Source organism: Streptomyces sp. NPDC085596 (genome assembly GCF_044541565.1).
In the GTDB taxonomy this organism is placed as follows: Bacteria; Actinomycetota; Actinomycetes; order Streptomycetales; family Streptomycetaceae; genus Streptomyces.
Genome location: NZ_JBITTC010000001.1, coordinates 912,250 through 937,760, shown reverse-complemented (window position 1 = coordinate 937,760; position 25,511 = coordinate 912,250). Strand labels below are relative to the sequence as shown.

At 73.3% G+C, this 25,511-nt stretch carries 26 protein-coding genes; 14 read left to right on the top strand and 12 right to left on the bottom strand.

What is annotated here, in order from left to right; genetic code table 11:
• Positions 1-176 precede the first annotated feature (176 nt).
• The 3 genes from ACIGA3_RS04295 to ACIGA3_RS04285 all read left to right on the top strand — a co-directional run bounded on the left by ACIGA3_RS04295 (position 177) and on the right by ACIGA3_RS04285 (position 5,198).
• On the top strand, positions 177-1,577 hold the full coding sequence (locus tag ACIGA3_RS04295) for an APC family permease (RefSeq protein ID WP_399710353.1): 1,401 nt from the start codon (positions 177-179) through the stop codon (positions 1,575-1,577).
• A gap of 118 nt (positions 1,578-1,695) precedes the next feature.
• Positions 1,696-4,338 carry an alpha/beta fold hydrolase gene (locus ACIGA3_RS04290; RefSeq protein ID WP_399710351.1) on the top strand — a complete coding sequence of 881 codons (2,643 nt, stop codon included), beginning with the start codon at positions 1,696-1,698 and terminating at the stop codon, positions 4,336-4,338.
• Positions 4,335-5,198 carry an ABC transporter permease gene (locus ACIGA3_RS04285; protein ID WP_399710349.1) on the top strand — a complete coding sequence of 288 codons (864 nt, stop codon included), beginning with the start codon at positions 4,335-4,337 and terminating at the stop codon, positions 5,196-5,198. Before ACIGA3_RS04290 ends, ACIGA3_RS04285 begins: the two co-directional genes overlap by 4 nt.
• Positions 5,199-5,275: 77 nt before the next feature.
• Here ACIGA3_RS04285 and ACIGA3_RS04280 read toward each other — a convergent pair whose 3' ends face one another.
• A complete protein-coding gene (locus ACIGA3_RS04280; protein WP_131589631.1) occupies positions 5,276-5,683 on the bottom strand; it encodes a rodlin in 408 nt (135 codons plus the stop codon).
• Between the two features lie 224 nt (positions 5,684-5,907).
• On the bottom strand, positions 5,908-6,318 hold the full coding sequence (locus ACIGA3_RS04275; protein WP_399710347.1) for a rodlin: 411 nt from the start codon (positions 6,316-6,318) through the stop codon (positions 5,908-5,910).
• A gap of 258 nt (positions 6,319-6,576) precedes the next feature.
• Here ACIGA3_RS04275 and ACIGA3_RS04270 point away from each other — a divergent pair, with 258 nt between their 5' ends.
• The 4 genes from ACIGA3_RS04270 (at position 6,577) to ACIGA3_RS04255 (ending at position 10,318) form a co-directional block, all read left to right on the top strand.
• Entirely contained in the window at positions 6,577-6,987 is a 411-nt protein-coding gene (locus ACIGA3_RS04270) for a rodlin (protein ID WP_399710345.1), read from the top strand.
• Between the two features lie 271 nt (positions 6,988-7,258).
• Complete coding sequence (gene chpD / locus ACIGA3_RS04265) at positions 7,259-7,486, top strand: chaplin ChpD (RefSeq protein ID WP_399710343.1); 228 nt, start codon at positions 7,259-7,261, stop codon at positions 7,484-7,486.
• 122 nt (positions 7,487-7,608) lie between these two features.
• A complete protein-coding gene (locus tag ACIGA3_RS04260) occupies positions 7,609-8,733 on the top strand; it encodes a chaplin family protein (protein WP_399710341.1) in 1,125 nt (374 codons plus the stop codon).
• Positions 8,734-9,037: 304 nt separating this feature from the next.
• On the top strand, positions 9,038-10,318 hold the full coding sequence (locus ACIGA3_RS04255; RefSeq protein WP_399710339.1) for a glycoside hydrolase family 26 protein: 1,281 nt from the start codon (positions 9,038-9,040) through the stop codon (positions 10,316-10,318).
• Here ACIGA3_RS04255 and ACIGA3_RS04250 read toward each other — a convergent pair.
• The 8 genes from ACIGA3_RS04250 to ACIGA3_RS04215 form a co-directional block, all read right to left on the bottom strand.
• Positions 10,315-11,448 (bottom strand): GNAT family N-acetyltransferase, encoded by a 1,134-nt coding sequence (locus tag ACIGA3_RS04250; protein ID WP_399710338.1) that lies wholly within the window; start codon positions 11,446-11,448, stop codon positions 10,315-10,317. The genes ACIGA3_RS04255 and ACIGA3_RS04250 overlap by 4 nt on opposite strands.
• The gene (locus ACIGA3_RS04245; RefSeq protein ID WP_399710336.1) at positions 11,445-12,101 is read right to left on the bottom strand and encodes a lipopolysaccharide biosynthesis protein; all 657 of its coding nucleotides are present in this window, start codon (positions 12,099-12,101) and stop codon (positions 11,445-11,447) included. Before ACIGA3_RS04245 ends, ACIGA3_RS04250 begins: the two co-directional genes overlap by 4 nt.
• On the bottom strand, positions 12,098-13,255 hold the full coding sequence (locus ACIGA3_RS04240; protein ID WP_399710334.1) for a glycosyltransferase: 1,158 nt from the start codon (positions 13,253-13,255) through the stop codon (positions 12,098-12,100). Before ACIGA3_RS04240 ends, ACIGA3_RS04245 begins: the two co-directional genes overlap by 4 nt.
• Positions 13,255-13,944: a polysaccharide deacetylase family protein gene (locus ACIGA3_RS04235; RefSeq protein ID WP_399710332.1), complete on the bottom strand. Its 690-nt coding sequence runs from the start codon at positions 13,942-13,944 to the stop codon at positions 13,255-13,257. The genes ACIGA3_RS04240 and ACIGA3_RS04235 overlap by 1 nt, the downstream gene beginning before the upstream one ends.
• Positions 13,945-14,011: 67 nt before the next feature.
• Positions 14,012-15,670 (bottom strand): murein biosynthesis integral membrane protein MurJ, encoded by a 1,659-nt coding sequence (gene murJ, locus ACIGA3_RS04230; RefSeq protein WP_399710330.1) that lies wholly within the window; start codon positions 15,668-15,670, stop codon positions 14,012-14,014.
• Positions 15,667-16,980, bottom strand: coding sequence for an O-antigen ligase family protein (locus tag ACIGA3_RS04225; protein ID WP_399710328.1), 1,314 nt, complete (start codon positions 16,978-16,980; stop codon positions 15,667-15,669). The genes murJ and ACIGA3_RS04225 overlap by 4 nt, the downstream gene beginning before the upstream one ends.
• A gap of 3 nt (positions 16,981-16,983) precedes the next feature.
• On the bottom strand, positions 16,984-18,387 hold the full coding sequence (locus ACIGA3_RS04220) for an exopolysaccharide biosynthesis polyprenyl glycosylphosphotransferase (RefSeq protein WP_399710325.1): 1,404 nt from the start codon (positions 18,385-18,387) through the stop codon (positions 16,984-16,986).
• A complete protein-coding gene (locus ACIGA3_RS04215) occupies positions 18,384-19,547 on the bottom strand; it encodes a glycosyltransferase (protein ID WP_399710323.1) in 1,164 nt (387 codons plus the stop codon). The genes ACIGA3_RS04220 and ACIGA3_RS04215 overlap by 4 nt, the downstream gene beginning before the upstream one ends.
• Before the next feature lie 569 nt (positions 19,548-20,116).
• Here ACIGA3_RS04215 and chpG point away from each other — a divergent pair.
• From chpG to ACIGA3_RS04190, 5 genes are all read left to right on the top strand, one after another.
• Complete coding sequence (gene chpG, locus ACIGA3_RS04210; protein WP_030813959.1) at positions 20,117-20,356, top strand: chaplin ChpG; 240 nt, start codon at positions 20,117-20,119, stop codon at positions 20,354-20,356.
• A gap of 204 nt (positions 20,357-20,560) precedes the next feature.
• Complete coding sequence (locus tag ACIGA3_RS04205) at positions 20,561-20,848, top strand: hypothetical protein (RefSeq protein ID WP_388994491.1); 288 nt, start codon at positions 20,561-20,563, stop codon at positions 20,846-20,848.
• A gap of 153 nt (positions 20,849-21,001) precedes the next feature.
• Positions 21,002-21,490 (top strand): DUF5949 family protein, encoded by a 489-nt coding sequence (locus tag ACIGA3_RS04200; protein ID WP_399710321.1) that lies wholly within the window; start codon positions 21,002-21,004, stop codon positions 21,488-21,490.
• A 98-nt stretch (positions 21,491-21,588) separates the two neighbouring features.
• A complete protein-coding gene (locus ACIGA3_RS04195; protein ID WP_399710319.1) occupies positions 21,589-22,077 on the top strand; it encodes a tyrosinase family oxidase copper chaperone in 489 nt (162 codons plus the stop codon).
• A complete protein-coding gene (locus ACIGA3_RS04190; protein WP_399710317.1) occupies positions 22,061-22,927 on the top strand; it encodes a tyrosinase family protein in 867 nt (288 codons plus the stop codon). Before ACIGA3_RS04195 ends, ACIGA3_RS04190 begins: the two co-directional genes overlap by 17 nt.
• Positions 22,928-23,010: 83 nt before the next feature.
• Here the strand turns inward: ACIGA3_RS04190 and ACIGA3_RS04185 are convergent, their stop codons facing one another.
• Together ACIGA3_RS04185 and ACIGA3_RS04180 are read right to left on the bottom strand one after the other, a co-directional pair.
• Positions 23,011-23,322, bottom strand: coding sequence for a chaplin (locus tag ACIGA3_RS04185; protein ID WP_399710315.1), 312 nt, complete (start codon positions 23,320-23,322; stop codon positions 23,011-23,013).
• 222 nt (positions 23,323-23,544) lie between these two features.
• A complete protein-coding gene (locus ACIGA3_RS04180; RefSeq protein WP_399710313.1) occupies positions 23,545-23,928 on the bottom strand; it encodes a DoxX family protein in 384 nt (127 codons plus the stop codon).
• A gap of 171 nt (positions 23,929-24,099) precedes the next feature.
• Between ACIGA3_RS04180 and ACIGA3_RS04175 the strand changes: the two genes are divergently transcribed.
• Both ACIGA3_RS04175 and ACIGA3_RS04170 read left to right on the top strand, forming a co-directional pair.
• Positions 24,100-24,498, top strand: coding sequence for a hypothetical protein (locus ACIGA3_RS04175; RefSeq protein WP_399710311.1), 399 nt, complete (start codon positions 24,100-24,102; stop codon positions 24,496-24,498).
• A gap of 706 nt (positions 24,499-25,204) precedes the next feature.
• The coding region (locus ACIGA3_RS04170) for a hypothetical protein (RefSeq protein ID WP_399710309.1) at positions 25,205-25,511 on the top strand (307 nt) is incomplete at its 3' end.

Sequence of the window (25,511 nt, the reverse complement as noted above, 5' to 3'; positions counted from 1 at the left end):
ACGTCGTCAACGGCGGCTGATACCTGCGGATTTCGTAGGTGGACACCCATTGACGCGACGGTTTTCGTCGGTGTTCGATGCAGCGCCGGGAGCGAGACGTACGACACACAGCGAGCCGCCGGAGGCGATACCGCTCCCGCCCGAGTCCTCACCGCACGAGTCGATCGGACCGCCGCATGACCGACACGCTCCGCCCCGCCGAGCCCGCCACCGCCGAAGAGACCGGCGACGGGAGGCAGAAACTCAAGCGGTCCATCGGCGTCGTCGGCGGCACCCTGCTGACCCTCTCCTGCGTGACGCCCGCCTCCACGCTCTTCGTGGTCGTCCCCGACCTCTTCGGCACCCTCGGCACCGCGACCGCCCTCACCATCGCCATCGGCTCCCTGCTCTGTATCGCCGTGGCGTTCTGCTACGCCGAGCTGGGCACCCTCATCCCCAGCGCGGGCGGCGAGTACGCCATGGTCTCCACCCTCGCCGGACGGCTCGCGGGCTGGCTGGTGTTCGTGCTGTCCCTGCTGGTCGTCATGATCGTGCCGCCCGTCATCGCCATGGGCACCGCCGACTACCTCGCCCCCCTCGTCCACCTGGACCCCGCCCTCACCGGCGCCGGCGTCATGCTGCTCGCCACCCTCGCCGGACTGCTCGACCTGCGCGCCAACGCCTGGATCACCGGCGTCTTCCTGGTCCTGGAGGTGATCGCCGCGGCCGTCGTCGCCGTGCTCGGCTTCTCCCACGCCCACCGGGGTGCGGACAGCCTGGTCTCCCTGCGGGTCGCCGACGCGCACGGCGGCACCGACCCCGTGACCGCCCTGCTGGTCGTCTCCGGTCTCGCCATCGCCCTCTTCGTCACCCAGGGCTTCTCGACCGCCGTCTACCTCTCCGAGGAACTGGAGCACCCGCGCCGCGACGTGGCCCGTACCGTGCTCGCCACCCTCGCCATCTCCACCGTGATCATCCTGGTCCCGGTCGCCGCCATCACCGTGGGCGCCACCGACCTCACGGAGCTGACCGGCGGCGACCTCAGCGCCATGGTCACCGCCTGGTCCAACACCGCCGTCGGCACCTTCGTCAGCCTCTGCGTCGCCCTCGCCATCGTCAACGCGGGCATCGTGATGGTCATCCAGAACTCCCGCGTCCTGTTCGCCTCCGCCCGCGACAAGGCATGGCCCGCCCCGGTCAACAGCCTGCTGTCCCGGCTCGGCCGCTTCGGCTCGCCCTGGGTCGCCACCCTCGCCGTCGGCATCCCCGGCGCGCTGTTCTGCTTCGTCGACCTGGACACCCTCTACGGCGTCACCGGGGTCTCCGTCACCGGCATGTACCTGCTCGTCGCCATCGCCGCCCTGCTGGGCCGCCGCGACACCCACCGGCACATCCCCGCCTGGCGGATGCCGCTGTGGCCGGCCGTGCCCGTCCTGCTCATCGCCGTCCTCGGCTACGTCCTCGTCCAGCAGGACCCCGCCTACCTGCTGTGGACCGGCGGCATCACCGCCGTCGCCACCCTCTACTGGGCGCTGTACCTGCGGCCCCGCCGCGACACCCACTGGCTGGTCTCGCTCCCCGAGGACACCGAAGCCTGACCGGAGACCCCCTACCGCGCCCGCAGTACACCCGACCGGGCCCGTACTCCCGAAGGAGGGGCGGGGGTTCAGCCCGGCGGCGCCGTCCGGCGGGGAGGGCGGCCCGTACCGTTGGGTCATGGATCTTCGAGTGTCCCGGCTGCTGAAGAGGCCCCGGCGGGCGGCCGCCGCACTGGGGGCCGCCGTGCTGCTCGCCGTCACCGGTACGTGGACGGCGGCCGCGTCCGGCACCGACACACCCCGCGCGCACCGCAGCGACCGGGTCCTGACCATGGCGGACGGCACCCGCGTGGACACCTCCTACTTCACCTCCGGGGGCGGCGGCCGCCGCCCGGCCGTCCTGCTCGCCCACGGCTTCGGCGGCAGCAAGCGGGATCTGCGCGCCCAGGCCGAGGACCTCGCCGGACACGGGTACGCCGTACTCACCTGGTCGGCACGCGGGTTCGGCCGCTCGGGCGGAAAGATCGGGCTCAACGACCCGGCGCACGAGGTCGCCGACGTCTCCCGCCTCATCGACTGGCTGGCCACCAGGCCCGAGGTCCGTCTCGACAAGCCCGGCGACCCGCGCGTGGGCATGGCGGGCGGCTCCTACGGCGGCGCGATCTCCCTGCTGGCCGCCGGACACGACCCGCGCGTCGACGCCATCGCGCCCGCCGTCACCTACTGGGACCTCTCCGACGCCCTCTTCCCGAACGGCGTCTTCAAGAAGCTGTGGACCGGCGTCTTCTTCAACTCCGGCGGCGGCTGCGCCGAGTTCGAGCCCGCGCTGTGCCGGATGTACCAGCGCGTCGCCCAGTCCGGCATCCCCGACGCCGACGCCCGCGCGCTGCTCCGGCAACGCTCACCGTCCGCCGTGGCCGACCGCATCAAGGTCCCCACCCTGCTCTTCCAGGGCCAGACCGACTCCCTGTTCACCCTCGCCCAGTCCGACGCCGCCGAGCGCGCGATCCGGGCCAACGGCGCCCCCGTCGACGTCGACTGGATCGCGGGCGGCCACGACGGGGGAGACCTGGAGACCGGCCGGGTCCAGGGGCGGGTGCGGGACTGGTTCGACCACTACCTGGGGGGCGAGTCGGCCACCGGCACCGGGCCCGCCTTCCGGATCACCCGCACCGGAGGCATCGACTCCACCGACGGCAGCACCCGCAGCCGGGGCGCCACCGCCGGCACCTACCCAGGCCTGCGCGGCGACCCCCGCACCGTCGCCCTCGGCGGCCGCGAGCAGCGCGTCACCAACCCGGCCGGCGCCAGCCCGCCCGCCGTCTCCGCCCTGCCCGGCCTCGGTGGACTCGGCGGCCTCGCCCAGCTCTCCGCCCTCGGTACCGGCGTCTCCCTCGACTTCCCCGGCCAGTACGCCAAGTTCGACTCCCGGCCCCAGCGCACCGCCCTCCGCGTGACCGGCTCCCCGACCGCCCGCGTCCACGTCAAGGCCACCGGCGACGACGCGGTCCTCTTCGCCAAGCTCTACGACGTCGGCCCGAGCGGCAGCCAGGTGCTCCCCGGCCAGCTCGTCACCCCGCTGCGGATCACCGGTGCCAAGTCCGGCAAGGACGTCACCGTCACCCTCCCGCCCATCGACCACGAGGTGCAGCAGGGCCACCGGCTCCGCCTGGTCCTCGCCTCCACCGACCTCGGCTACGCCTCCCCGACCGCCCCGGCGACGTACACGGTCTCCCTCAAGGGCCCCCTGAGCGTGCCCACGGCCCCCGCCGTCACCACCGCGGCCACCCCGCTGCCCTCCTGGGTCTGGTGGCTCCCCCTCGCGGGCGCCGCAGTGGCCCTCGCCCTCCTCCTCACCGCCCGCCGCCGCACCACCGCCCCCGCACCCGACCCCGAGCTGGCCGAAGTCCCGCTGGTAATCACCGACTTGAGCAAGCGCTACGCCCGCTCGTCCGACAGGTACGCCGTACGCGACCTCTCCTTCCGCGTCGAGAAGGGCCAGGTACTCGGCCTGCTCGGGCCCAACGGCGCCGGCAAGACCACCACCCTGCGCATGCTGATGGGCCTGATCCGCCCCGACGGCGGCGAGATCCGCGTCTTCGGCCACGCCATCCGCCCCGGCGCCCCCGTCCTCTCCCGCGTCGGCGCCTTCGTGGAGGGCGCCGGCTTCCTGCCCCACCTCACCGGCCGGGAGAACCTGGAGCTGTACTGGCGGGCCACCGGCCGCCCGCCCGAGGACGCCCACCTGGACGAGGCCCTGGAGATCGCCGGACTCGGCGACGCCCTGGCCCGCGCGGTACGCACCTACTCCCAGGGCATGCGCCAGCGCCTGGCCATCGCCCAGGCCATGCTGGGCCTGCCCGACCTGCTGATCCTGGACGAGCCCACCAACGGCCTCGACCCGCCGCAGATCCGCGAGATGCGCGAGGTGCTGATCCGCTACGCGGCCGACGGACGCACGGTCATCGTCTCCAGCCATCTCCTCGCCGAGGTCGAGCAGTCCTGCACCCACCTGGTGGTCATGGACCGGGGCCGGCTGGTCGAGGCCGGCGCGGTCCGGGACATCGTCGGCTCCGGCGACACCCTGCTCGTCGGCACCGGCACCCCCGTGGCCGAGCCGGTCGTGGAGAAGGTGGCCGCGCTGCCCGGCGTCGCCTCCGCCGTACGCGCCGAGGACGGGCTGCTGATCCGCCTCGAACCCGGCGGCACCGCGGGCGAACTGGTCGTGGACCTGGTCCGGCTGGAGGTGCCCGTGCTCTCCGTCGGCCCGCACCGGCGTCTGGAGGACGCCTTCCTCACCCTGATCGGAGACTCCGCGTGAGCACGCTCACCGAAAGCGCGGAAACGGCACCCGGCTACCGCGCCTCCCGCACCCTGCCCGTACGCGTGGAGCTCGTCCGCCAGCTCGGTCGGCGCCGCACCCTCGTCATGGGCGCGATCCTGGCCGCGCTGCCGCTGATCCTGCTGGCCGCGTTCGCGGTCGGCGGCGACCCGGCCGGGCGGGGACGCCGGATCACCCTGATGGACACGGCCACCGCGTCCGGCGCCAACTTCGCCGCCGTCAGCCTCTTCGTCTCGGCGGGCTTCCTGCTGGTGATCCCGGTCGCCCTGTTCTGCGGGGACACCGTCGCCTCCGAGGCCGGCTGGTCCTCGCTGCGCTATCTGCTCGCGGCACCGGTGCCGAGGGCCCGGCTGTTGTGGTCCAAGCTCGTCGTGGGGCTCGGGATGAGCCTGGCCGCGATGGTGCTGCTGCCCACGGTGGCCCTGGCGGTGGGCACGGCCGCGTACGGCTGGGGTCCACTGCTCGTCCCGACCGGCGGGGCGGTGGATGCCGGTACGGCGGTGGGGCGGCTGGCCGTGGTGGTGCTGTACCTCTTCGTCTCGCAACTGGTCACGGCCGGGCTCGCGTTCTGGCTCTCCACCCGGACCGACGCCCCGCTCGGCGCGGTGGGCGGCGCGGTCGGGCTGACGATCGTCGGCAACGTCCTGGACGCCGTGACGGCCCTCGGCGACTGGCGGGACTTCCTGCCCGCGCACTGGCAGTTCGCCTGGGCCGACATTCTCCAGCCCCACGCCGAGTGGGCGGGCATGGCCCAGGGCGCCTCGGTCTCGGTCACCTACGCCCTGGTCCTCTTCGCCCTGGCCTTCCGCGGCTTCGCCCGCAAGGACATCGTGTCCTAGGGGGTGTCTCGCAAGCCCCGGAAACACGGCGGCGGCCCACCGGTCGAAACCGGTGGGCCGCCGCTGCGGGGGCTCGATCAGCCGTTGCCGGCGCCGTTGCCGGACAGCGCGGAGATGTCGTCCAGGATGTGGGAGAGCGGCTCGTCGCCCTTGGCCTGGGTGGAGTTCTCGACGCACTGCTGGTTCTGCGGCGAGGACAGGACGGGGATGTCCTGGATGCCGACGTTGACCAGGGCCACCAGGGACTGGGCGTTGAGCTTCGCCGGCAGGCCGATGCAGGGCTTGTTCAGCGAACCCTGGACCAGAGCCAGCTGCGGGCTCATGTTGCCGTAGGTGGCCGAGTTGCCGAACGACTGCGAGGCACCGTTCCCGCTGAACGACGTGGTGCCGTGGTCGTCACCGATGGCCAGGGCCTGCGGGGCGGCCGCGCCCGCGAGACCGGCGACGGAGGCGGCGACGGCCGCGGTTGCCCACAGCTTCTTCATGTTGGTTCCCTTCGAAAGGCGGACTCCGGGGAGGAGCTGCGTGATCGTCAACGGGTCGGCGGCCGTCGGGGTTGCGGTCTTTGACCCTATCGGGGTAGCGCAGTCCGATAAGTTAACAAACGCCCCCCCTGTCGTGCCCGCCCCCGGAAACACCGACGGGCCGCCGGTCATGTCGGCGGCCCGGAGGGCCGGGCCCCGCGCGGGACCCGAGAGCGTACGGAGGCTCAGTTGTTGCCGGCGCCGTTGCCGGACAGCGCGGAGATGTCGTCCAGGATGTGGGAGAGCGGCTCGTCGCCCTTGGCCTGGGTGGAGTTCTCGACGCACTGCTGGTTCTGCGGCGAGGACAGGATCGGGATGTCCTGCACGCCGACGTTGAGCAGACCCACCAGGGACTGCGCGTTGACCTTCGCGGGCAGGCCGATGCAGGGCTTGTTCAGCGAACCCTGGATGAGCGCCATCTGCGGGCTCATGTTGCCGTACGTCGCGGAGTTGCCGAACGCCTGGGAGGCGCCGTTGCCGCTGAACGACGTCGTACCGGTGTCGTTGCCGATGGCCAGGGCCGGCGACGCGGCGGCGGCGGAGACGCCGGCAACGGACGCGGCGACCGCGGCGACGGCCAGAACCTTCTTGATCACTTGCGATTCCCTTCTGGAGAAACCCCGTCCATCGGAGTGCCCGGCTCAACTGCCGGTCCGGGGAAGGGGTTGCTCCCGTTCACTCGGATGGCCGACGGGGCGCGCGGGAAATCGGTCGCGCGCCGTCGGGCGAATTCCGTCTCCTCCGTGCACACGAAGAGATCCGATCGGGTGACTTGCCGCAACCAATCGGCGCCCTCCCGGTTGATGTCTCCGCAGGAACGAACGTCTGGCGAGCAGCCAGGAAAGGAAAACGAAATGCTGAAGAAGGCAATGGCCGCGGCGGCGGTCGCCGCGTCCTTCATGGGCGTGTCGGCGGCGGCGGCCCCTCAGGCGCTTGCCATCGGCAACGACACGGGCACCACGTCGTTCAGCGGCAACGGCGCCACGGAGGCGTTCGGCAACAACGTGACCAACGGCGATCTCAGCCCGCAGGCCACGCTCGTGCAGAGCTCCCTGAACAAGCTCTGCGTCGGTCTGCCGGTCAAGGCCAACGTCCAGTCGGTGCTGGCCCTGGTCAACGTCGGCGTCCAGGACATCCCCGTCCTGTCCTCGCCGCAGAACCAGCAGTGCGCCGAGAACTCCACCCAGGCGAAGAACGACGAGCCGCTCTCGCACGTGCTCGACGACATCTCCGTCCTCGCGGGCAACGGCGTCGCCAACGACTGACGCGCGCCGGGGCTCCGCAAAACCGCCCGGCGGCACGGGAAAACCGTGCTGTCCGGGCGGTTTTCGTTGTCCTTTCCCGGGGCTCTCGGGTTGCTCCAACCTGTCAATTCCCTGGGGGCGTACGAGTGAATTGACAGGCGACGCGCGTTCCATAGTTTCTTCCGCCGTCTATTCCTCGTTCTACAGCCTGCCGGTCATGGTGCGAGCCGTTCAAGCTGTGCTCGCTCGGTTTCGGCCGTCACAGGGCATGACCGCAGAGAAGGGAAAGACCATGAAGAAGAGCGCTGCTGTCGTCGCCGGCGCCATCCTGGCTCTGGGTGGGGCGGCTCCCGCCTTCGCCGACGCCGGTGCCGAGGGTGCCGCGGTCGGTTCGCCGGGTGTGCTGTCCGGCAACGTGATCCAGGTCCCGGTCCACATCCCCGTCAACGTTTGTGGCACCTCCATCAACGTGATCGGCCTGCTGAACCCGGCGTTCGGCAACGCCTGCGTCAACGACTGACGCGAATAACGCAAGGCACCAGCCCCACGGCTGCGTTCAGGCCGGCCCCGGACCGTTGATCCACTTTGAATCTGCGTTCCGGGGCCGGCCTTCCCACTTCTACGAGCAGAAAGACCACGAGATTGCGACAGACCCTGAGCAAGGGCATGGTCGTGGCCGCCGCCGCGACAGGTGTGCTGTCCTTGTACGTCAGTCAGGCGCTCGCCGATTCGGGAGCGCACGGAGCCGCACAGGGCTCTCCCGGCGTGCTGTCCGGCAACATTGTCCAGGCGCCGGTGCACATTCCGGTCAACATCTGCGGGAACTCCGTCGATGTCGCGGCCGCGCTGAACCCCGCTGTCGCCAACGCCTGTGTCACCGGCGCCCTTCCGAAGGCGCCCACCACGGCACCGCCCGCGTCGTCCTACGGTGACGACGACGAGCCGAGCGCACCGGAGACGACCCCGCCCGCGTACGGCAAGGACGACGAGACGACGCCGCCCGCCTCGTACGGCAAGGACGAGGAGACCACCGCTCCGCCGTCCTACGGCCACGACGAGCCGAGCGCACCGGAGACCACCGCGCCCGCCTCGTACGGGGACGACGACGAGGAGACCACGCCGCCCCCTTCGTACGGGGACGACGAGGAGACCACGCCTCCGCCGTCGTACGGACACGACGACGAGACGACGCCGCCCCCTTCGTACGGGGACGACGACGAGACCGCGCCTCCGCCGTCGTACGGACACGACGACGAGACCACGCCTCCGCCGTCGTACGGACACGACGACGAGACCACGCCTCCGCCTTCGTACGGGGACGACGAGGAGACCACGCCCCCGCCGTCGTACGGCGACGACGAGACGACGCCTCCTCCGACCGGGCACACGACGCCTCCGCCCTACGGCGGCGAGGAGTCCACGCCTCCTCCGACCGGGCACACGACGCCTCCGCCCTACGGCGGGGAGGAGACCACCCCTCCGCCCTACGGCGGCGAGGAGTCCACGCCTCCTCCGTACGGCGGCGAGGAGTCCACGCCTCCGCCCTACGGTGGCGAGGAGACCACTCCGCCTCCCGGCGGGCACACCACGCCCCCTCCGGGAGGTCACACCACACCGCCTCCTGGCGGACACACCACACCGCCCAGCCTTCCGCACACCGGTGGTGACTCGCGGACCCTGTGGGCCACTTCGGCCGCCAGCGCCGTGCTGATCGCCGCCGGAGCCCTGTTGTACCGGCGCGGCCGGACCACGTCCCGCCACCGGTGACCACCGGGTGCCGGACCCGAGCGCCCGGCACCCAGGGGTGACGGCGCCGTACCGCCACGGCGCCGTACCGCATCCTTTCGGGCCGCGTCCCGTCCGGCACCTCGCCACGCCGACGGGCCGGGAGCGGCCAGCCGGGCGGCCCCGCACGGAGAACTCCGGCGGGGCCTTCGCCGTTCACCCACACGGGGGCGCCGGCCACCCGCCGGCCGTAACCGCGCTGGCGAGCACCCGGCGCATGTGACTGGGTGTCAGTGAAGGCGTCTCACCGGACGCGAGGGCAGGGCCGGCGGAGGGAGGGGCCGACATGGCTCCACAGTGGCGCAGGACCCGGCGCGGACGGCTGTCCGTCCTCGCCGCGGCGATCACCGTGTCGGTCGTCCTGGCCGGCCCCGGCTTCGCGGCCGGACCGCACCGGGCGGCCCCCGAACCGACACCCGCCCCGACCGCGACCCCGGCGCCTCCGGCCAGCAGGTCGGGCCCCGATTTCGGGGCGTTCCTCGGCTCCGGCCCGCTCGGGGTGGCCCGGATCGCCGGGCTGAGCCACTGGCTGGGCGGGGCCGAGCTGAAGGTCGCGCACACCTATCTGCCGGGCGGCCGCTGGCGCGACATCGAGGGCGCCCCCGGCTTCCTGGACGTGTGGGCGCACTGGCGGCGCGAGAAGCCCGACCGCACGCTCGTCCTCAACGTGCCCATGCAGGAGCGCAACGAGGAGCATCTGTCCGACGCCCAGGTACGGCTGCTGCTGCGGCAGGCCGCCGCCGGGCAGTTCGACCAGCACTTCCGTGCCCTGGCCGAGAAGCTGGTCGAGCTCGGCGTGCCGGACACGGTGCTCGTGCTCGGCTGGGAGATGAACGGCATCACCTACACCCACCGCTGCGGGCCCGACCCCGAGGCGTGGAAGGCGTACTGGAACCGCATCGTCACCACCATGCGCTCGGTGCCGGGGCAGCGGTTCCGCTTCGACTTCGCGCCCAGCAGGGGCCGGGACGCCGTGCCGTGGACCGAGTGCTACCCCGGTGACGACACCGTCGACATCATCGGCATGGACTCCTACGACCAGCCCGCCGGGATGCCCTTCGACGAGCAGATCACCGAGCCCTACGGCCTCCAGGCCCACGTCGACTTCGCCAAGGCGCACGGCAAGCCGGTCTCGTACCCGGAGTGGGGGCTGTTCCGCAACGGCGACAACCCCGAGTACATGCGGCGGATGCTGGCATGGATGGACGAGCACCGGCCGCTGTACAACACCCTCACCGACTACTGCCCGCACGGCGTGTGGCAGTGCCCGACGAACCCGAGGGCGTCCCAGATGTACCGGTCGACGCTGTACGGGCGGACGGACCAGCCGACGCCGACGCCGACGCCGACCGCCACGGTCACGCCTGCGCCGACCCCGACGCCGACCCCTACGGACCCGGTCACCCCGACCCCGACAGAGATCCCGACCCCCGAGCCGAACCCCGGTGCCTCGACCGGGACCAAGTCGCCCGCCGACTGTTCGGACCTGGCGCTGGGGGACTGGGTGGAGTTCTGGCTCGGGGGCCGGGTCTGCCTCCGCTTCGACCGGCTGCCCGGCGCCCGCTAGCCCGGCCGGCGCTCGCCGAAGCGGGTCAGCGCCGCCTTGCCGTGCCGCCGTGCCGCCGCGTCGTACAGGGCGGCCGACAGCAGCGGGGCGGTGCGGCGGCGGGCCAGCAGCAGGCGGCCGCTGGGGGCCGGGTCGGGGCGCCAGTGGTGCTTGTAGGGTTCGTCGCCGCGCATCAGGCTCAGCGTGCCGTGGGTGCCCGCCGCGGTGTGGGCGGCGCACGCGTCGAGCAGTATGACGGCCACGTCCGCCTTGCGTTCGCGCAGGGAGGGATGGGCGCCGTAGAGGTAGCCGCCGGCGAGGCTCGGGGAGAGCAGTGTGAGGTCGACGGCGACGACCTCCTCGCCGATGCGGAACTCGGTGACGACCGCGTCCCCGGAGCGCACCATCGGCTCCACCGCGCGCACCAGATGCTCCTGGAAGCGGGGTCGCAGATGCTCGGGCGTCACCTTCCGGCCCTGCCACTGGAGCCGGTGCAGCTCCAGCAGCCGGGCCACCGCGGCCTCCGCCTCACCGGGACCGGCCGTGCGCCGGGCCACCCCGAGCGCGGTCAGCTTGCGCAGCTTGGCCCGCACCCGCTGGGCCTTGCCGGACGGCAGCCGGGCGAGCAGGTCGTCCATGGGGACGGGCGGCAGCTCCAGGCACAGCGAGTCCGGCACCCGTCGGCGCGGGCCGGGCCAGCGGTCGTAGACGCGCTCCGCCGCGCCGCCGGGGCGTACTTCGCGCAGATCGATCAGGGCGGTGCGGGCCGCCGTCCACAGGGCGTCGGTCAGGGCGGTGAGGGCGCGGCCGTCGTCGGCGTCGTCGAGCAGGACGTCGCCGTAGTCGGAGACCGTGCCGCCCAGCGGGACCAAGGCGGGCAGCGGGTACCGGGTGAGGTTCAGCGGGGCGGCGGCGAGCAGGTCGCGGCCGGAGCGGACCAGCAGCACGCGGAGCCGTCCGGGCCGGCCGTACGACAGCCACCAGGAGTGCAGCCAGGCGTGGCTCTGGAACGGGGTCGCGGCGGCGCAGCGCCGGTGCAGGCGGCCCCAGGCCGGGGCGAGCGCGGCGAACGCCGGCTCGTCGGTGAGGAGTTGGGTGGTGAGCGCGGGACGCGCGAAGGAGGCGGGGCGCGCCGCGTACGTCGCCGTCACAGCCGGCTGTGGACGTCGGCGGCGAAGGCCGGGCCGGGCAGCGGTGCCGGGCGGGCGGTGCCGGGTTCCTCCCGCCGGCCGGGCCGGACCAGCAGCGCGAGCCCGCCGAGCAGTCCGCCCGCGCCCGCGCCGACCAGCGTGGTCACCCCGGCGGACGCCGAGGACGGTCCGGCCGGCCGGACCGCGCGCGAGAACTGGAGCAGCTCGACGTGGGTGGCCTTCTTGCTCGCGTCGGCCTGCTTGGTGAGCGCCGCGGCGACCGCGTTGGCCATGGCGGCGGCCTGCGCGGGCTGCTCGGAGGTGGCGGAGACGGCGACCATCGGGGCGTCCGGCGACGTGGCCGTGCGCACGCTCTCGCTCAGGGTCGTCACCGGCACCCCGGCCTGCGCCTGCGCCTCGGCGAGCACCGCGGGCTGGGTGGCGACCCGGCCGTACGCCTGGGCGAAGCCGAGCGCGGCGGAGGTGTCGGAGCGTTCGGCGGGTACGGCGATGACATAGCTGGTCGCGGTGTACGCGGGCGGCTTCAGCAGGCCGTACCCACCGCCGATCAGCCCGCCCGCGACGATCCCGGCGGCCACCAGCGACCAGGGCGGCAGGGAACGGGAGCCCGGCAGACGGCCGGTGCGGTGGCGCCGGGTGGGGTTCTCGGTCATGAGGGGCTGCCTCCGTGAGGGTGTCGGGGCGAGGGGACGGTGCGGGCGAGCGCCGACGCGTAGACGTCCATCAGCCGGGCGGCGCTGCGGGTGATGCAGTAGTGGCGGGCCGCCTCCGGGACGGTGCGCGGGCCGGGCCCGGTGGCGCGGACCTCGGCGAGCGCGGCGGCGTACTCCTCGGCGCCGCCGCGTACGCGCACCGCGTCCGGGGCGGCTTCGGGCGGCAGGTCCTCCACGGCCGGGCAGGAGGCGTAGCGCACCGGGAGGCCGGCCGCGAGCGCCTCGACGACGGCCAGGCCGAACGCCTCCTCCAGGGAGGGGGCGGCGAGCACGTCCATCGCGGAGGTCAGCGCGGGCAGGTCCGGGCCGGGCGAGCCGTCGGGGAGGCCGGGGACCTCGCCGGTGAAGACCACCCGGTCGGCTACTCCCGCTGTGGCGGCGGCACGGCGCAGTGCGCCTTCTTCGGGCCCGCCTCCCACCAGCAACAGGCGTGCGTCGTAAGGGAGTCGGACGAGGGCGTGCACCAGGATGTCGAAGCGTTTGCCGGGGGCGAGGCGTCCGATACCGCCGATCACGAACGCGTCTGCGGGAATGCCCAGTTGGGCGCGGACGCGTAGGCGGCGCTCCGCATCGAAGCGGAAGGGGTCCAGGTCGATGCCGTTGGGGACGACCGCGATACGCGGCTCCGGCACGCCCCAGCGGGTCAGACGGGCGGCGACCGTGGGGGAGACGGCGACGGTCGAGCGGCCCAGGCGTTCCCCGGCCAGATACAGCGCGCGTACACCGGAGTTGAGGGGGCGGCCCTCCATCTGGGACTCGCCCAGGGAGTGTTCGGTGGCCACGACCGCGCGTACTCCGGCGAGCCTGGCCGCCAACCGGCCGTACAGACAGGCCCGGTAGAGGTGGGTGTGGACCAGGTCGTAGCGGCCGCGCCGGATCAGCCGGGCCAGCCGGGGCAGCGCGGCCAGGTCCCGGTTGCCGCCCATGGCGAGGTCGGCCACCCGCACCCCGTCGGCCCGCAGCCCGGCGGCCACCGGGCCGGGGTTGGTCAGCGTCACCACGTCGCACTCGACGGGCAAGTGGCGCAGCAGAAGCCGGAGTTGCTGCTCGGCGCCGCCGATACCGAGGCCGGTGATGATGTGCAGCGCCCTCATCACAGCCCCGCCACGGGTCGGCGGCGCAGCCGGTGCAGCCGGTACTTCAGGAACAGGCGCAGGGCGTTGTCGTTCTGCCCGACATGCACGCGGGGCAGGACGTGCGGGCCGCTCAGCTCGCCGGGGTCGATGGCGCAGGCGTAGCGGTAACCGGCGTCCCGTACGGCGTCGATGACACGCCGGTCGACCGTGCCGTACGGGTAGCAGAAGCCCTCGACCGGGGCGCCGGTCAGCTCGGTCAGCAGGGCGCGGCTCTCGGTGATCTCGGCGCGCAGGGTGGTGTCGTCGGCGTGGGTGAGGTCGACGTGGGTCAGGCCGTGGGAGCCGATCTCCACCCCGGCGTGGTGGGCCTCCCGTACGGCGTCGGCGGTCAGCAGGGGTTTGCGCGGGCCGAGCGGGTCCCAGGTGTTCTCCCCGCCGAGCCTGCCGGGCAGCGCGAACAGGGTGGCCGTGCACTCCCAGCGGGCCAGCAGCGCGAGGGCGTCGGTGACGAAGTCGGCGTACCCGTCGTCGAAGGTGAGGCCGACCAGCCCGCGCCCGGCGCCCCGCGCGCGGGCGGCCAGCAGCTCACCGACCGACACGCCCCGCAGCCCCCGCCCGCGCAGCCAGCGCAGCTGGCGCTCCAGCCGGGCCGGGGTGACGGTGACGCGGTAGGGGTCGTCGGAGCAGTCTCCGACCGAGTGGTACATGGCGATCCACGGGACGGGGCCTCCTCTGCCCGGCCCCGAGGAGCCTGCGCGGAGGACGGATACGGACTCAACGGAAGACGGCATGGGCGAGCCTTCGGGTGTGGGTGCGTACGGAACGGAGGGCGGGTGCGAAGCCCTGGGCGCCCAGGGCCCAGCCGAGCAGGACGAAGACGGCGGTCACGGTGAGACCCCCGGCGGCGAGCCCCGCGAGCGGTCCCGCGGGCAGGCTCGCGGCCCACGCCCCGGCCAGGGCGGCCCCGAGCGCGGCGCCGGCCGGGCGGCTCAGCTCGCGCAGCACGTGCCGGGTGCGGATCGGCACCCCGCGCCGCCTGCCGTGCCGGGGGCCGCGCATCCCGGAGAGCAGCAGGGCGGCGGTGAGGGTGATGCCGGTGGCGTTGGCGGCGGCGATCCCGGTCACGCCCCAGGTGCCGACGGTGGCCGCGCCGATGGCACAGGTGGCGAGCACGCCGGTGGTCATGGCGCCGAGCGGGTACCAGGTGGGGCGGCCCGCCGAGAAGTAGGAGCGGACCAGGACGCCGGTGAGGGTCTGGCCGAGCAGACCGACGGCGTACACGCGCATCACGTCCGCCGTCGCCGCCGTGTCCTCGGCGGTGAACGCCCCGCGCTGAAACAGGAGTTGGACGATCTGCGGGGCGCAGGCCACGACCGCCGCCGTGCCCAGCAGCACCAGGCCGGAGGCGACCGCGAGGTCCCGCTCCACCCGGACGCGGGCCCGCTCGGTGTCGCCCTCGGCGAGCGCCCGCGCGACCACCGGGAAGGTGATCGTGCACAGCATCATCGACATCGTCATGGGGATCTGCGCGATCTTCTGCGCGTAGTTCAGATGCGAGATGGACCCGGACGGCAGGCTGGAGGCGAGGAACCGCTCGATCAGCACCTGCGACTGCCGGCACAGCGCGAACAGCAGGACGGTCGCCATCAGTGACAGGTCCACCGAGTGCGGCTTGGCGGTGGGGAGGGCCGGGGGCGGGTCCTCGTTCTGGCGACCGCGTAACCGGCCTACCAGGAAAGGCAGTTGGGTGAGGACCATCAGCACCCCGCCCGCCGCGACCCCGAACGCCGCCGACCGCACCCCCCAGGCCCCGCCGAGCGCGAACATCGCCGCGACGATGCCCGTGTTGTACGCGACATAGATCGCCGCCGGGGCCAGGAAGCGCCGGTGGGCGCGCAGGGCCGCGCTGAAGTACCCGGCGAGCCCGAAGGTGAGCACACAGGTCGCGGTGAGCCGGGTGCAGTCCACCGCGAGCGCCGGGTCGGGCAGGCCGGGCGCGAGGACCTGGACGAGCTGGGGCGCGCCGGCCGCGAGCACCGCCCCCACCACGGTGAAGGCCAGCGTCAGCCGGGGCAGCGTGCCCGCGACCAGGGCCCGTACGGGATCTCCCGGAGCGCCCTGGGCACGGCGGGCCAGCGCCATGCTGAACGCCGGGATCAGCGCGAACGCCAGCCCGTCCTCGATCAGCAGCGTGGCCGCGAACTCGGGCACCGTCCAGGCCACCAGGAACGCGTCCGTGTCCCGCCCGGCCCCGAACAGCCGGGCCAGCGACTGGTCCCGGACCAGCCCGAGCAGGGCACCCGCGGCGGACAGGGACGCGGTGAGCAGGGCGGCCCTGGCGAGGAACCGCCGGGTCACCGGGGCGTGTTCGGGCTCGGGCGGCGGAGGCTTCCAACTGGTCGTCTCCGGTCCCGGAGCGGGCGTCAGCGTCATCGCGCACCCCCGTCCAGGGAGTCCGGGGCCGCGCCCACCAGCGCCCACCACGCCACCAGCCCCAGGCACACCGCCGTCAGCACGGTGGAGGGGCCGCCGATGTCGGCGTACACGAAGTCGACGAGCTGCCAGAGCAGCAGCCCGCAGCCGATCAGCGCGCAGTCCAGGCCCCGGCCCGTGCGGTGGGCGGCCCGCAGCCCGCGCAGCCCGAGCACCAGCAGCGCCAGCCAGCCGCCCGCCAGGCACAGCAGCCCGAGCAGGCCCTGTTCGGCGAGGACCAGCAGATACATGTTGTGCGGGGACAGCAGCGGCTGCCGGCGGAAGCCGACGCCCGCGCCCTCGGTGTCGCTGCCCGAGGACAGCGCGAGCGAGGCGTGGCCGTCCCGGTACTCCGGGAAGCCCTTCAACCCGACTCCGGTCAGCGGGTGTTCGCGCCACATGCCGGTGGCCGCCGCCCACATGGTGTACCGGTCGGTGACCGACTGGTCGGGGGCGTCGGCGACCTTGGTGATGCTGTCGATCCGCTCCTGGAGCATCGCCGTACCCACCCCGAAGCCGCCGACCAGCACCAACCCGGCCGCGACCACGACCGCGCCCACCTTCAGCGCCCGGCGGACCCCGGCCAGCAGCAGTTGCGCGGTGAGGGTGACGGCGGTGGCGATCCACGCGCCCCGGCTGAAGGAGAGCGCCAGCGGCACCAGCAGCGCCAGCGCGCACACCGCCGCGACCGTACGTTCGCGGGCCGGTGCCTTCCCCAGCGCCAGCCCCACCGCGCACAGCAGCCCGAACGCCACCACGGTGGCCATGCCCATCACGTCGTACGGCCCGAAGGTGCCGACCGCGCGGATCATCCGGCCCTGGTACGAGGCACCGGTCCCGGTGGCGTACTGCTTGACGCCGACCGCACCCTGCCACAGCGCGAGTCCCACCAGCGCCCAGGCCAGCAGGCGGAAGTCCCGGCGGTCGCGGATCAGGAGCAGCACGGCGGCCGGGACCAGCACGAAGACCTGGAGATAGCGGCCGAGTCCGGCCACTCCCGCGCCCGGTGAGGCGGCGCCCATCGCGGCGAGCGCCGCCCCGGCCACCGGCAGCCCCAGCACCAGCGCGGACCTGGCGGACAGCGGGCGGGCCCGCTCCCGCAGCAGCCGCAGTACGCAGGCGCCGACCACCAGCGCGGACGCCGCGTCGGCCGGGCCCGCGCCGCCCCCCTCGCTGGAGGAGAGGGGCAGCGCGAGCAGGACGAGCACGGCGAACACCGGCAGCACCGGGGACCAGTGCCGGGGGCGGCCGAGCGGCAGCGCGAGGCTCATCCGTCAGCTCCCGGTGGACCGGACGACGGCGGCCGCGGTGCGCAGCAGGATGCAGATGTCCTGCCACAGCGACCAGTTGTCGATGTAGGCGTTGTCGTAGCGGGCCCGGTCCTCGATCGAGGTGTCCCCGCGCAGCCCGCTGACCTGAGCCAGACCGGTGATGCCGGTACGCATCCGGTGCCGGGCGGCATAGCCGGGGTAGCACTGGCTGAACTGCGTGACGAAGTACGGGCGTTCGGGGCGCGGGCCGACCAGGCTCATGTCGCCCCGGAAGACGTTCCACAGCTGGAGCAGCTCGTCCATCGAGGTCCGGCGCATGAAACGGCAGAACGGGTTCATCCGCCGCTCGTCCGCCACGCTCCACCGGGTCGCCGACTCCCGCTCGTCCACCGGGCGGTAGGTGCGGAACTTCAGCAGGGTGAAGGGGCGCCCGTCCTGGCCGATGCGCTCCTGCCGGAACACCACGCCCGGACCCTGGCTGAGCCGCAGCACCAGCGCGCAGCACAGGAGCAGCGGTGCGGCCAGCACCAGCAGGGCGCCCGACACCCCGAGGTCCAGCAGCCGCTTGCCGAGGCTGCCGCGCCGCCGGGCGCCGAGGTCGAGCCGGCGCACCGAGAACCCGGCGAGCTGCTCGCGCATCTCGTACGCCGGGCAGTCCGCGTCCACCTCCCACACCGCGCAGCCCGACTCGGCGAGCGCGCGCAGCAGCGGGCCCTTCTCGGTGCGCACGGCGGGGTCGACGGTGAGCACGGTGCCCACGCCGTTCTGGATGAGCGCCCGCTCCACCTGCTCACCCGAGGTCAGCACGGGGAGCCCGGCGCCGCCGTCCGGGTGGTCGGTGACCACACCCACGGGACGTACCCCGCAGTCCGGCTGCCGCAGCAGCGCGGCCGCCACCCGCTGGGCGGTCGCGGCGGGGCCGATCACCAGTGCCGTGCTCGGCTGCCGCAGCCGCAGTACCCGGCGCCGCCGGTGCACGATCGTCCGGCCCACACAGGCCACCACCGCGTGCGCGGACCAGCCGACCAGCAACGCGGGCAGGGACAGGGCGCGGGCGGGCTCCAGGGCGGCGGCCAGCGCGCCGAGCGCCAGCCAGACGACCGCGATCCGGCCGCAGACGGAGGGGAGTTCGTCGAGCACGCCGGTCACCGCGCGCGCCGGGCGCGGCCGCAGCAGCAGGGCGGTGGCGACCAGCGCGACGACGACGAGCGGCCCGCGCACGGCCGCATCCAGCACGGCCGCGCCCGCCAGCGCGGCGGCGAGGTCGGCGGCGAGCAGGGGAAGGGCCGAGACGGTCGGGGAGTGCGGGCGCCGGGCCGCGAACCGGAAGCCCTGTACGGGCCTTACGGCGTATCCGGAGTCCATGCCGGAGGCGCTGGGGGAGGGGACGATGCTTTCCGCGGTCACGGCTGGGTCGACTCCCTGCACTCAAAGGACATGGACGGCCGGGGGCCGAGGAGGTCGCGGTAGAGGTCCGCGATCCGCTCGGCGGTCAGCCGTACGTCGTGCGTGGTCAGGACGTGCCGGCGGCCCTGGGCGCCGAGGTCCGCGCGCAGCGGCGCGTCGGACAGCAGTCCGGTCACGGCCGCGGCCAGCGCGGCCGGGTCCCCGGGCGGCACCAGGCAGCGCCCGGCGAGCGCGGGCGGCAGGCTCTCGCGGGCCCCGTCGACATCGCTGAGCACGACGGGCCGCGCGCAGGCCAGCGCCTCCAGCGGAGCCAGCGCCATGCCCTCCCAGCGCGAGGGCAGCACCACCAGGTCGGCGGCCCGGTACCAGGGCAGGACATCGGCGACATCACCCGCGAACAGCACGCCGGGTTGGTCCGGCCGGCTCAGCGCCTCCCGGTCGGGTCCGTCGCCGACCAGCACGAGCCGGGCCTCCGGCACCGCGCGCAGCACCCGCTCCCACGCGGCCAGCAGCACGTCCTGGCCCTTCTGCCGGCACAGCCGTCCGACGCACACCACCAGCGGCCCGGCCCCGAGCCCGGCCGGCAGCCCGGCGCGGGCCGCCGCCGCGGGTGCGGGGGAGAAGCGTTCGGGGTCGATGCCGTTGGGGACCACGGCGTACGAGGCGCGCACCCCGGCGCGCAGGCCGGTCGTACGCTCCGCCTCGCTGACACACACCACCCGCTCGGCCCAGCGGGCGCCGAACCGCTCCCAGCGCAGGGCGAGCGCGGCGGTGGCCCCGCCGACGGCCTCGAAGGACCAGGCGTGCGGCTGGAAGACGGTCGGGACCCGGCCGCGCAGGGCGAGCCGGGCGGCCAGCCCGGCCTTGGCGCTGTGCGCGTGCACCAGTGCGGGCCGTACCTCCCCGGCGAGGCGGGCGAGCCGCCGTACCTCGCCGGGCAGTGCGGGCCCCGGTGACCGGGTGGCCCGCCAGAGCCGCACCTCGGCGCCTATCTCCTGTGCCTCCGTGGCCAGTCGGCCTCCTGGGCAGGCGATCACGACGCGCACGTCCGCCGCGAGCTGGGCCCGCGCCAGGTCGAGCACGACCCGCGCGACACCGCCGTCGACGGGCTGCGCGACATGCAGGACCCGTTCTCGGGCGTCGGAAACTGGCTGGTGCATGGGCGGGGTACCTCGCTCACAGGGGCGCTCGGATCTGGTCGGGACCGCGCCTCGCTGCCGGGCGTCCTTCGCGGTGAAGAGCACACCGGCCCTCGCCGCGTCCCGGTGAGGAACGAGCAGGTGGCCCGGCGGGTCACCGCCGCGGACGCGTGGCGCGGCCGAGATCGGACACCCTCGGGCGCGCGGGCGGACGCGATGACGTAGCCGGCCTGGCGCCAGACCCGTACGCGCCCCGCCGCACCGGTCGTGCGCTCCGGTACGTCGTCCGGTGGACCCCCGCCCGGCCACTCCCGTGCGCCCGGCGTACGACGGCGCGGCACGGTGCCTCCCGGAAGCGTGAGCCGGTGCCCGCCACGCGCGGCGTCCGGACCTGGTACGGAGGAGAGGGCCGCGACTCTAGTGAGCGCGGGCGCCCGGGCGGCGCAACGACGCGAACGCGCGGCACCGGGGACCGCGGTTCTCGCGGAGATCACCCCTTTGGCGGCACAACCCCTCGGGTCGGCACGCGTTGACACAGAGTCGGGCAGCTCGCCCGGACGTTCGTCTCGATTTTCAAGGAGCACCTCTCCATGTCGCGTATCGCGAAGGGTCTGGTCCTGACCTCCGCCGCCGTGGCGGCCGTCGCCGGCGGTGCCGGTATCGCCGCCGCCGACTCCGGCGCGCAGGCCGTCGCCGCGAACTCGCCGGGCGTCCTCTCGGGCAACGTCGTCCAGATCCCGGTGCACGTGCCGGTCAACGTCTGCGGCAACACCATCGACGTCATCGGCCTGCTGAACCCGGCCTTCGGCAACACCTGCGTCAACGACTGAGGTCGCACGCACCCCTTCGGCCCGGCCGTCCGCACGCGCATACCGCGTGAGCGGACGGCCGGGCCGCTTGCGTATGTGATCGCCCTCTGCACCAGGGGAATTTCATATGTCTTGTGTACACACGGTTTCCGGCCCGGCCGCGACTCGTTAGGCACGGTGTCGGAGATCCCTGGGGCGACGCGAGTTGCCGAGGAGAGGAACATGATGAAGTCCCTGAAGGCCGCCGCCGTCCTGGCCGGTTCCGTCGCCCTCACCGGCGTCGCCGCGCCCGCGTTCGCCTACTCCGGCGACCTGACGCCCAGCAGCCTCAACGGCGCCGTCGACCAGGTCGCCAAGGGCGGTCTGACGGTGCGTGACGTGATGCCGCTCCAGCACCAGTCGGACGCGCTGAACACCGAGAACAAGGACTCCGTCCTCAGCACCGTCAAGGGCGCGACCACCGCCCTGAACACGCACAACCCGCTGCTCGGCGGCCTGCCGCTGCAGAGCTGAGTCACCGTGGGGGAGGGCCGGACCGCACCGCGCGGACCGGCCCTCCCGCCGTGTTCGAGGCTTTCCCCCGATCGTGTGGAGCACCTCCCGGTAGTCCCCCGGACGAGTGAGCGGCCCCCCGGTCGGGCCCCGGCCCGTGGATAGGGTCGCGCGGTGACCTCAACCACAAGCGAAGCCTTCCGCGCCGCAGACCTCGGCACCCTCGTCGTCCTGGCCTGGAGCGGCGAAGCTCCCGACGGCATGGACATGCCCTACCTGCTGGCGTACTCCCTCGGGGACGCCGAGGGCGGACCGCGCGCCACCTCGGCCGCCGTCACCCAGCTGCTGGAGATGAACGGCCTGACCATCGGCACCGTCATCGACGGCGCCACCCGGCCCAGCCTGCCCGTCTCCCTGCTCGTCGAGGCCGGCCAGGCCGTCGTCAGGATGCCCCAGCTCGTCGCCCAGGCCGACGCCCCGCCCGAGTGGCTGGACGCCGTCGCCCGGCGCGGACACGCCTACCTCGTCTTCACCACCCGCGCCTGGCCCGAGGGCCGCCCCGGTGTGTACGTCGACCCGGCCGCGCTGGCCGACTTCGCCGGCGCCGAGGAGACCCTGATGACCGCCGCCCACGTCATGCTGCCGGCGCGCAGCCTGCGCTGACCCTCCCCGCCTACCCGGATGGCCGCTGCGCGGTGACCCCGAGCGTCCTCGCGCGGTTACCGCTGTGGACAACCCAACTGCGGACGAGGGAGTGAGCGATGGTCGTCGATGCCGGTGGTGTGGCCGTGGGGGCGGAACGGCAGGTCAGAGAGGGCTCGGGCAGACCTTCACGGCGGGAGGTGGCCCGCGGCCTGCTGGCCTGTGTGGCCGCCCTGGCGCTGGCCCCGGTGGTCGCCGCCTCCCGTCCGCTGCCCCCGGCCAAGGAGCCGGACGGGAACTCCTTCGACGAGACCTACCGCGGCCACCGCATCCAGGGCTTCCTGGTCCCGGCCGTCGCGCGCAGGGCGGCCGAGGGCGACTGGCAGATCACCGTCGACGGACGCCCGCTGCACCTGATGCGCCGCGCCGACGGCACCTGGATGAGCATGGTCGACCACTACACCTCGTACGCCACCCCGCTGGAGGCGGCCCGTGCCGCCGTGGACGAGATCGGTCCCGGCCAGCGGCTGCGCGAGATGGCCCCCGGTCCGGTCGGCGGCGAGCACGCGGGACACGGGATGGGGGGCCTGCATGGCGTACGTGCGTAAGAACGCCGGAGCGCTCACCGCGAGCGAGCGGCAGCGTTTCGTCAACGCCCTGCTGGAGGTGAAACGGCGCGGCGAGTACGACGAATTCGTCCGCCTGCACATCGACTACTACACGGCGGACGGCGAGAAGGGCCTGCGTGCCGCCCACATGGCCCCCTCCTTCCTGCCCTGGCACCGGCGCTTCCTGCTGGAGCTGGAGCGGGCGCTGCGCCGGGTGGACTCCTCGGTGACCGTGCCGTACTGGGACTGGACCCGCGACCGCACCACGACGTCCGTGCCCTGGACGAAGGACCTCCTCGGCGGCAACGGCCGCAAGAGCGACCGGCAGGTGACCACCGGGCCGTTCGCCTACGCGGCCGGGCACTGGGCCATCAAGGAGGGCATCACCGACGGCAAGTACCTCACCCGCGACCTGAGCCGCGCCGCCAACCCGCTGCAGCTGCCCACCAAGAGCGAGCTGCAGTGGGCCCTGGACGACCCGGCGTACGACGTCTCCCCGTGGGACTCGACCGTCACGCGGGGCTTCCGCAACAAGCTGGAGGGGTGGGGTACCGGCGGCGGCAGCGCCTCCTGGCACAACCACAACCGGGTGCACCGCTGGGTCGGCGGCGCGATGCTCGGCGGCGCCTCCGTCAACGACCCGGTGTTCTGGCTGCACCACGCCTTCCTCGACTACCAGTGGTACCGCTGGCAGCGTGCGCACACCAGCCACCGGTACCTCCCGGCCGCACAGCCCCGACCCGGGGACAAGCAGCGCGGCCGGGTCGTCGCGCGGTTCGACAAGATGCCGCCGTGGAACGTCACCCCGGACTCGCTGGAGGACGTGAGCGGGATCTACCGGTACGCGTGAGGCGTAAGGCGCTCGGGCATGTGGTCCGGGCATGCGAAGAGCCCCGGCGCTCAGGGTGCCGGGGCTCTTCGCGGGGGTGGGGCTCAGTTGCCGTAGCCACTGTCGCCGTAGCCGCCCTCCGGCGTTTCCTGCACCGGCTCGGGCTCGGTGGGCTCGCCGACGTTGGCGCAGGTGTTGCCGAAGGCCGGGTTCAGCAGGCCGACCACGTCGATGGTGTTGCCGCACAGGTTGACCGGGATGTTGACCGGGACCTGGACCACGTTGCCGGAGCCCACGCCGGGCGAGCCGACGGCCGCACCCCCGGCGTTCGCGTCGGCCAGCGCCAGACCGGCGCCACCGACCAGCACGGCACCGGTGCCGAGGGCCACGACGGCTGCCTTCGCAATGCGAGACATCACGTTCTCCTTATGTCGCTCGGGGGAGGGGAGGCGGCAGGGATCACCGCCGCACTTCCCGTACAACGGCACGCGGGGGAGGGGGTCACGGGGGAAAGGAGCGGGATCACCCTTTTACTGGGGGTGAATCTCGGGGAGGGTGATTCGCGGTGGTATGTCTGTCGGCGCTCTTGGGCACGGTGAAGGCGGGTTCCTCGGAGTCCTTGAGCAGTGGGCGAGTGATCAGCCGGTGAAGGACTCCGGGCCGAAGCGGCCCCAGGCGATGAAGGCGGCGAGTGCGAGGTAGGCCAGGTTCAGCGCCACGAACCCGAACTCGCGGCGCCGGCCGTGGGTGAGCATCGCCCCGATCATCAACAGCACCCAGCAGGCGGCGGTCACCGGGACCAGGACGGGCGCGCGGTCCAGAAGGGCGGGGAGCACGAGCCCGACGGCGGCGAGCAGTTCGAGCACGCCGAGTGCCTTGACGCTCCGGGTGTCGACTCCCTCGGTCCACCCTCCGCCATGCACGGAGGCCAGCTTCTCCTTCGGCACGAAGGTCTTGCTGACTCCGCCCACGAGAGCCACTACGGCCAACGCCCAGGCGCTGATCCACAGAGTGAGGTCCATCTGTCCCACTTCCCTTGCCGGTCGACATCGCTTCCGGGAAGGAGACGGGGGACAGTCGCGTTTTGTGACATGCCCCGGCTCAGTGAAACTCGTGTACCGACACGGCCGTTGCACGGGCCACGCAGTTTCGGGGCGGAACCGTCCGTAGCGGGTTCGCTGTCGTGTCCTGTCGTGAACAGACCCGACTCCTGCCTCCCTTGGGCGGCCTCCGCGCTGTTCGGCGCTCTCGTGGGCTGCGCCGCGTGGTCGTTGACCGTCTGGGCCCGCGCGTACTGCGACGCGGGGTACGACGCAGGGGGGCGCTTCGAGCTCAACTTCCTGCTCCCGGTGGTCCTGGGAGCGGAAGCGCTCGCCGGGCTCTCCTCTCGAGCGATCGGCCGCTGCCTGGCACGTGGCACGCCGGAGGTGGTCCGCGTCTGGCTGCCGACGATGGTGGTGGTCGTCGTGACGGTGGGGTCGGCGTGGTGGTTCTTCGCATCCCGAGGGACCTTGGAGGGCTACCCCGGCGACTCCGGCTCGTGCCCGGCGAGCAATGTTCCGCCGCAGTGGCCGGGGTGGATTCCGGTGTGAATGGGCCAGTGACGAGGCTGGGTTGGTCGTCAGGCAGCGGGGCATCCTTCCCGGTCGGTACGGGTGAGCCTTGAACCCAGCGGAGCCACGTCATCGGCCTCCCTGGCAGTGCAGGGGAGTGGAACCTCCCTCAGCCTGCCTTCGTGCAGCATCCAGAGCCCGAAGCATTCGTCGTCCTGGTCCCGAAGCAGGACCTGAACCGACTCAGGGCTGGGCCAGGCCATCTGCTCCAGGTGAGGCAGGAGTCCTGCCCAGTTGAGTCGCCAGAAGTCGATGGACCATGCGTCCATGCCAGGGATCAGTTCAAAGCACTGGTGCCATTCACGATGCTCGTCGGGCTGAGTAAGAGGCTCCATCACGTCGCGGGCTCCGCGAGCGATGACGATGACTTCGCAGTCTCTACTCATGCGCGCCATGATCAGGCCCGCGTTCGGAAGAGGTCAACGGCCGACCGCGCACGAGTGGCCCCGGGCCACCTACGCCCGGTGCGTCGAGGGACAGCTTCCCGGCCTCAAGGGGCGGCTGGGGCGGACTTCACGGCGCGACCACTGTCATGTCACGAACGTGTCCGGAAGACGATCAAGAGGCAACTCGGGCGCCGGCACCGGCCGTCTGGGAAAACAGAAAGCCACACGGGCGAACAGTCGCCCAGCTCACTCGCCCGCTCTCCACGAGCGGCAGCCCCACGCAGAGGACAGGCACCAGCATGCGCACTCGGAAGATCTCGGTACTGACCATGACCGCAGTGGCCCTCGGCCTGGCGCTGACGGCATGCAACAACGACGGCGGCGAAAGCACGCCCTCTTCCGCGAGCAGCTCATCGGCGACGGCCACGAGCACCCCGCAGTCCGACACTGCGGAGGGCAAGTCGTCCGGCACGCCCGCCAAGTCCGGCACGAAGTGCACGGACCAGATCGACTACGCGGGCGACTCCCGTTCGAACGCCGAGATCAACTCCATCGGCGAGGACAGGGGTGCGTGCCCGCCGGTGCAGAAGTCCGGCGCGGCGTCGG